General features: G+C 60.1%; 8 protein-coding genes and 2 pseudogenes. 1 reads left to right on the forward strand and 9 read right to left on the reverse strand.

The window, feature by feature from the left end; translation table 11 throughout:
- Positions 1-139 precede the first annotated feature (139 nt).
- The 9 genes and pseudogenes from tnpC to HK436_RS27615 form a co-directional block, all read right to left on the reverse strand.
- Positions 140-1,678 (reverse strand): IS66 family transposase, encoded by a 1,539-nt coding sequence (tnpC, locus tag HK436_RS27580; protein WP_173189801.1) that lies wholly within the window; start codon positions 1,676-1,678, stop codon positions 140-142.
- A gap of 68 nt (positions 1,679-1,746) precedes the next feature.
- A complete protein-coding gene (tnpB, locus tag HK436_RS27585; protein WP_173189799.1) occupies positions 1,747-2,100 on the reverse strand; it encodes an IS66 family insertion sequence element accessory protein TnpB in 354 nt (117 codons plus the stop codon).
- Positions 2,097-2,477 (reverse strand): IS66-like element accessory protein TnpA, encoded by a 381-nt coding sequence (tnpA, locus tag HK436_RS32615; protein WP_280515609.1) that lies wholly within the window; start codon positions 2,475-2,477, stop codon positions 2,097-2,099. Before tnpA ends, tnpB begins: the two co-directional genes overlap by 4 nt.
- Before the next feature lie 361 nt (positions 2,478-2,838).
- Positions 2,839-3,126 (reverse strand): hypothetical protein, encoded by a 288-nt coding sequence (locus HK436_RS27595; RefSeq protein ID WP_173189795.1) that lies wholly within the window; start codon positions 3,124-3,126, stop codon positions 2,839-2,841.
- Positions 3,127-3,223: 97 nt separating this feature from the next.
- Positions 3,224-3,856: pseudogene (locus tag HK436_RS32620) on the reverse strand (serine hydrolase domain-containing protein); the annotation flags it as partial.
- Positions 3,857-3,962: 106 nt separating this feature from the next.
- Positions 3,963-4,496: a serine hydrolase domain-containing protein gene (locus tag HK436_RS32625; RefSeq protein ID WP_280515874.1), complete on the reverse strand. Its 534-nt coding sequence runs from the start codon at positions 4,494-4,496 to the stop codon at positions 3,963-3,965.
- 82 nt (positions 4,497-4,578) lie between these two features.
- On the reverse strand, positions 4,579-4,902 hold the full coding sequence (locus HK436_RS27610; protein ID WP_206680598.1) for a VOC family protein: 324 nt from the start codon (positions 4,900-4,902) through the stop codon (positions 4,579-4,581).
- A complete protein-coding gene (locus HK436_RS30715; protein WP_206680599.1) occupies positions 4,875-5,060 on the reverse strand; it encodes a hypothetical protein in 186 nt (61 codons plus the stop codon). Before HK436_RS30715 ends, HK436_RS27610 begins: the two co-directional genes overlap by 28 nt.
- Before the next feature lie 504 nt (positions 5,061-5,564).
- Positions 5,565-5,902: pseudogene (locus tag HK436_RS27615) on the reverse strand (CrcB family protein).
- Positions 5,903-5,986: 84 nt separating this feature from the next.
- Here HK436_RS27615 and HK436_RS30720 point away from each other — a divergent pair.
- Positions 5,987-6,173: hypothetical protein (locus HK436_RS30720; RefSeq protein ID WP_206680600.1), on the forward strand; the 187-nt coding region annotated here is incomplete at its 3' end.

Raw genomic sequence — 6,173 nt, forward strand, 5'->3', positions numbered from 1 at the left:
TCCAAGTAGAAACAGGATCTGGCTCTCGGTGCAACTACTGTGACACTGCTCGTCCAAGCCTTCCGGCAAAGAGGTGAGCGCGGCCTGAGCAAGAATCCATATTGATGTTTCCGTTACTGCATCGTAAGCGGTGTACCGGTCACACCGTTGCAGCGAAGTTCCATGGAAGCAGTTCACTGACCTGGCTCTGCTGATGGCCGTTGGCGACGGCACCGAGGGTTGAGCTAAGCCAAGCGTGAGGATCTACGGCGTTCAGCTTGCAGGTTTCGATGAACGAGGCGATGACGGCCCAGTTTTCGGCACCGGCATCATGACCGGCAAAGAGCGCGTTCTTCCGGTTCAGGGCAATCGGGCGGATGGTCCGCTCGACGGCATTGTTGTCGAGCTCGATGCGCCCATCGGTCAGGAACAACTCGAGCCCAGCCCAGTATTTGGCGATGTAGCTCAATGCCTCCCCGAGCGGCGCTTTCGCCGAGACGCGGCTGCGATGGTGATCAAGCCAGTCTTTTATTCGCGCCACGGCCGGTGCTGACCGCTTCTGGCGCACGGCGAGCCGGTCATCGGGATCCAGACCTCGGATGCCGGCTTCGATGGCATAGAGCTCGCGGATCAGGCGCACACCCTCTTCGGCGATCGGGGCGGGACCCGTGCGGGTGATCTCTACCAGTTTGCGGCGCGCATGGGCCCAGCAATAGGCGAGCGTGATGTCCGATCCGCCGCGACCTGGTGCGACCAACCGGTTGTAGCCGGCATAACCATCGACCTGAAGAATGCCGCCAAAGCCCTGCAAGATCCGTTCTGCATGAAGGCCACTTCTGCCCGGGGCATAGGTGAAGGCAACACCGGGTGGTGCGGTGCCATTCCAGGGGCGATCATCACGGGCCAGAGCCCAGAAGTATCCGGTCTTGGTCTTTCGGGCCCCAGGATCGAGCACCGGTGCGCGGGTTTCGTCCATGAACAGCTTCGATGACCTTTTCAGGTCTGCCACCAAGGCATCGTAGACCGGGCGCAGCTCGAAGGCGGCCCGACCGACCCAATCGGCCAGCGTTGAGCGGTCCAGATCAACACCCTGGCGGCTGTAAATCTGCGCCTGACGATAGAGCGGAAGGTGATCGGCATACTTGCTGACTAGAACATGGGCGACCATGGCCTCGGTCGGCAACCCGCCGGGGATCAGCCGAGCGGGCGACGGTGCCTGCACCACGCCGTCGGTGCAGGACCGGCAAGCATATTTGGGGCGGCGGGTGACGATCACCCGGAACTGGGCTGGGATCACGTCCAGCCGCTCGGACACGTCTTCGCCAATGCGGTGCAGACCACCGCCGCAGCCACAGACCAGGCTTTCGGGCTCGATGATCTGCTCGATCCGCGGCAGGTGCCTGGGGAGCGAACCACGATTGGCGCTGCGTGGTTTTGCCGATCGCCGTGCCGCACGATCCTCTGCATCTTCCTCGGCATGGACCGCCGCGATGGCCGTTTCCAGATCCTCCAGCGCCAGATCGAACTGGTCCGGATCGCTCTTTTCCGACCTGCGCCCGAAGGCCGCCTGCCTGAACGCGGCGACCAGCTTTTCCAGCTGTGCGATCCGATCGTCCTTGCGTTGATTGCGCGCTTCCGCGGCAACGAGCATCGCCTTGAGGGCGGCAATATCGTCGGGAAGTTCGGTGCTATCGAGCATGACCGGAATCTACCAGATCAAGCACCGCATTCCCGCAAAAAGACATGCCCTGAGTCATCCTGCCGCAGTCATTCCACGGCTTCTGGAGCCCGTGCTTCCACTGCCCGAACCCGGCGCCAATCGAGTCCAGAGAACAGGGCCTCGAACTGCGCGTGGCTCAGCGTTATCAGCCCGTCCCTCACCATAGGCCAGGTGAAGTTGTGCTCTTCCAGCCGCTTGTAGGCCATGACCAATCCGGTGCCATCCCAGTAGAGCAGCTTCAGCCGGTCGGTCTTCTTGGCGCGGAACACAAAGACAGTGCCCGTGAACGGGTCCTTGTGTAGCTCGTTCTTCACCATCGCTGCCAGGCTGTCGTGGCCTTTGCGGAAGTCGATCGGTTTGGTCGCCACCATGATCCGCACCCGGTTGGAGGGGAAGATCATGAGCCCGCCATCAGCGCGTGGACCACCGAGGCAATCCGGGCCGACGAAGCGCCTGGCTCCAGCCGGACGGTCACCGAACCCACCACGACCTCCGGCCCAGCCGATGCAGTCGGTACCGCGGCTGTCACGTCCTCAACAACCGGAGCGACCATCAGAGCCGCAAACTCAACCGGATCCTCTGGTGCCGGCAGCACCAGCTTCCCGTTCCGCGCAAGAGTTCGCCAAGAGGAGACATGGTTGGCCTTCAGCCCATGCCGCTCCGCAACTTCACTAACGCTCGCCCCCGGCCGCAGTGTCTCGGCGACAATCCGCGCCTTCACATCATCGGGCCACTGCCGATTGCGACGCCGCCTCACGCCATTTGTGAGAAGCTCCATTGGAGCGTCCATGGAGAAACTCCCGCACTGACCTCAATCAGTGCGCAATCTCATGGCTCACAACCTAGCGGAAGGTGGGGATACAACACCGCTTACACTGCATCGTTCCGCGGCAACTCTTTGGCAACCTCCATTCCTCATTTAGGGGACGAAGCAGCCCATGGCGGTCGGGATCGAGTGCAGTTCGTTCAGGAAGGCCGCTAAATCCGTTGCCAGGATCCGCTGCTTTTCGTAGTTCAACCCCGAAATGTCCTGCAACGGCTCTCCTGCGAGTTTGGCATCAACTGAGACGAGGTGTTCGCCAGCCTTCCGCAATTCCATTCCCGGAACGGGCGCGGATAGAGATGGGCGCACAGCTCGCCTATTCCTGTTTTGACGCTGCCATATTTGTTGCAGAGATCAGTGCGCAGGCTGAAACGACAACCAGCATCCCAAACGCAACTTGGTATGCCGACCCTGGGGTCGAGATGTCGACCTGCTCAATGACAGCCACCACCGCAATCGCGCCGACTGCACCTCTAATGCGTTGGGCAACATTGATCAACGTCGCTGCGTCGCCGGTTTCGGTTTTGTCGACGACGCGCTGTTGTCGCGTGTCGGTGACGTCAGGCGCCGCGCGGGCTTCACCGGCGCGGCATGGTTGATTCATAAAGGCGCGGCGCTATCAAATGCCGCGTCGTCGTCCGAGAGCGCAAACTCAAGCGGAACAGCTTGAATAACCGTTCGAGAGAACGCTCTGTCGCCGATCATTTCGCCGGTAGACGAGATGAGATGGACTGGATCACACCAATTGCGCCTTGCGGATCCCGGTTGGCAAGCACGGCGACCACGTAGCCGGAGTCCGGAAAAATCAGCAGCTGTCCATAGATGCCCGGGGCGCCACCATTGTGGCCGACCACCCTCACACCATCCCCCGAAAGCTCGTCGCTAAAGCCGTAGGCATATCTGGAAGAACCCATCGAAGCGACCTTGCCGGCGATTAAAAGCTCTGTGTGCTCTTCATCCAGCAGCTTATTTTCTCTGAGCGCTGTGGCGAAGCGGATGAGATCGCCGACAGTCGAGTACCCGCCACCTGCTGGTCCACCTCGATATGGCAAGGAATCGGTGTTCGGCCGCAACGGCGGCAGTTGCCCGCCAACAGGGTGCCCGCTCAGCCTCTCGCCGGGCGGAACGCGGGTGTAGCCGATCGCGGTTTTCGGCGGCAGTTCGCTTACCGGGTAATTGTCCGTCGAGTTCATGCCCGCCGGCTGAAAGATGTGCTTGCGGACATAGTCGAAGTAGCTTTCCCCGCTTACTGTCTCGATGATGCGTCCGAGCAGGATGAAGCCGTAGTTGCTGTATTCCCAACTGCTCCCCGGTTCGAAGCGGGGGAGCGTTCGCCGAACAGGGCGATGAAGTCTTCCGGTTCCGTCAGGTCCTCGCGATTGGCGTTGAAGAGCTCGATTTCATCCGGCCCGAAGATGTTTCCAGCTCCCGCCGTATGAGTCAGCAACTGATGGATGGTTGCCGCGCCATCGCCTCGTTCGGATAATCCGGGAGGTATGCTGAAAGCGGATCGTCGAGGCTAACCCGGCCGGCCTGCACCAATTGTAGAATGGCGGTCCCGGTGAACATCTTGCCCATCGAACCGATGCCGAAAGCCGTGTCGACATCATTGGGGATCTGCCTTTCGATGTCAGCGCAACCTTTGGCCTTCGCAAATATCGTCTCCCCGTCTCTGGAGACCATCACAGCGCCAGCGAACATGTCGGCCGCCGTCTGCCGATCCAGTTCCTCCGCAAGTGCGGCGATCGCTTCCGATTCCGTCACGCGTTCGGCGACGCGTCCCTGCCCTGCACCGCCAACGACCCGCTCGCCACGTTGCAGATTGTCAGGCGGGGCGCTCGACGGCTGATCGGGGCCGTTGCGCGGAAGGCCCGGCGGCGAGTCGCCACCAATCACCACGGGTTCGGCTGTAGCAGAGTAGGTAGTAAGGAGGCAGACCAGGGTGGCCAGTGCCAATCCATTTAACGCCTTCATGGCTTCCACTTCCTCGGAAATGTGATGTGAGACTCGTGCTTGGGTGGACTAGCCAAGTCCATTGAGAGGGTCATGTCGTACTCTACTGATAAAGCTTCCGCAGGCTTGTCTGCAGGTAGTCCATGGCTGTCGACCACTTCGGGTCGGACCAGCGCTGCCCAATTTCCTCATCGGAAACGTTCTCAACCCGTTGTTGCAGCCACCAGACATTTCCGTAGGGATCGCGAACGCGACCCACCTTGTCCCCGAAGGCCAGGTGCGTCACTTGGGTAATTGGCTGCGCGCCGGCGGCGACCGCTCGTTTGAACAGCTCCTCAGCGTCCTCGACGAACAGGCGAAGGAATGCTGGGGTTGGCGGCCAATCACGCATGTCGAACATTAGAATGATCGTATTGCCGATGCGCATTTCGGCATGGCCGATGCTCCCATCCGGGTTTTGAAGCTGCCGAGATCCTCTGCATCAAAAGCTTCCGAGAGAAAACTCATCAGCCGGACCGTATCTTTGCCGATGATCCAAGGTGCAACCGAGGCATAGCCGGGAGGAATAATTGGTATGTTCTGCATGAGACAATCTCCATCGGGTTTGCGAACGGCACAATGACATGGTCTGTTGCCAAATGGTGTCAGCAGAGCCAAAGGTGCTAACTTGTCACCACTGAACGTCGTCTATTCACTGCTCTGCCTAAGCGCAATCGAGACGGGAAGCAGAGCCCGCACGGCATCGGTTCCAGGGTCGACTACTACAATCGGCGGCGTCCGCATTCGGCGGCAGGACGCCCGACGATGCCTGTGAAAGGACTGAATTGACGGGGCAACTGGCGGCGGCGGAGAAACAACTCGATCTGTCTTAGCTTAGCCGCCAACTGCCTCATCAAGCGGCACCAGCTCAGAGCCCCCGGCAGCCACCGCCATAAGCTGCGTCGCACCTGCCCAAGCCTTAGACTCCACGGTGTTTCAGTTTCCTGCCTCACTTCTACTTTGCGGTCGGCCTTTATGTGTCGGCGATCTTTGCGGCCCTGTTCGCAAGTTTTTAGGCTATCGGCGGACATTCACCGATCGGGCTGCGTTTTAAACCAGGTTGTGGCGCGTGATGGCAATCGCTCCGAGCAAGGCCCCGAGCGAGAGAGCCACTGATGTAAAGACGTACAGACCTGCCAGGAACCAAAGCCCGCGCTCGATCAGCATCGTCGTCTCCATTGAAAAGGCGGAAAAGGTGGTAAAGCCTCCGAGAACACCGGTAGTGAGGAAAGGCGGGCTTGTTGGGGCAAGCCGGTACGCGCTGCGAAGTACCCCACCACAACACCCATCAGGCATGAGCCAACAACGTTTATGAACAGCGTGCTGAAGGGAAAAATTCCGGGGATGAACAGCCGCTGGGCGGTGACGTTGATGGCGTGGCGCGCCATGCCACCAAAGCCTGCACCGATGAAAATGATCAGGATAATTCATGGTAGCGCCAAGCTGTTGGGGCAACCAGACCGTCGATCGCTATGCCAGCACCCATCCATCGACAACGAAGAAATGCCCCCGGGCAGCGAAGCTTCCGCAACATTTTCGCACCGCTTTCGCCATTCGCCTGGGATATCGAAGAGATGCGCCATCTGGCCGGCAGCACCAAAGAAGACCAAGGTGGGGCAGCCGATCTTGCGATTGATATCGGCTTGATCCAGCGCCAAG

The organism is Neoaquamicrobium sediminum (genome assembly GCF_013240295.1).
In the GTDB taxonomy this organism is placed as follows: domain Bacteria; phylum Pseudomonadota; class Alphaproteobacteria; order Rhizobiales; family Rhizobiaceae; genus Aerobium; species Aerobium sediminum.

Excerpts from the sequence above, each read along its gene's own strand:
- HK436_RS30715 (WP_206680599.1), bottom strand. The coding sequence starts at position 5,060 with ATGCAGAACATACCAATTATTCCTCCCGGCTATGCCTCGGTTGCACCT.
- tnpB (WP_173189799.1), bottom strand. The coding sequence starts at position 2,100 with ATGATCTTCCCCTCCAACCGGGTGCGGATCATGGTGGCGACCAAACCG.
- tnpA (WP_280515609.1), bottom strand. The coding sequence starts at position 2,477 with ATGGAGCTTCTCACAAATGGCGTGAGGCGGCGTCGCAATCGGCAGTGG.
- HK436_RS32625 (WP_280515874.1), bottom strand. The coding sequence starts at position 4,496 with ATGAAGGCGTTAAATGGATTGGCACTGGCCACCCTGGTCTGCCTCCTT.
- tnpC (WP_173189801.1), bottom strand. The coding sequence starts at position 1,678 with ATGCTCGATAGCACCGAACTTCCCGACGATATTGCCGCCCTCAAGGCG.
- HK436_RS27610 (WP_206680598.1), bottom strand. The coding sequence starts at position 4,902 with ATGCGCATCGGCAATACGATCATTCTAATGTTCGACATGCGTGATTGG.
- HK436_RS27595 (WP_173189795.1), bottom strand. The coding sequence starts at position 3,126 with ATGAATCAACCATGCCGCGCCGGTGAAGCCCGCGCGGCGCCTGACGTC.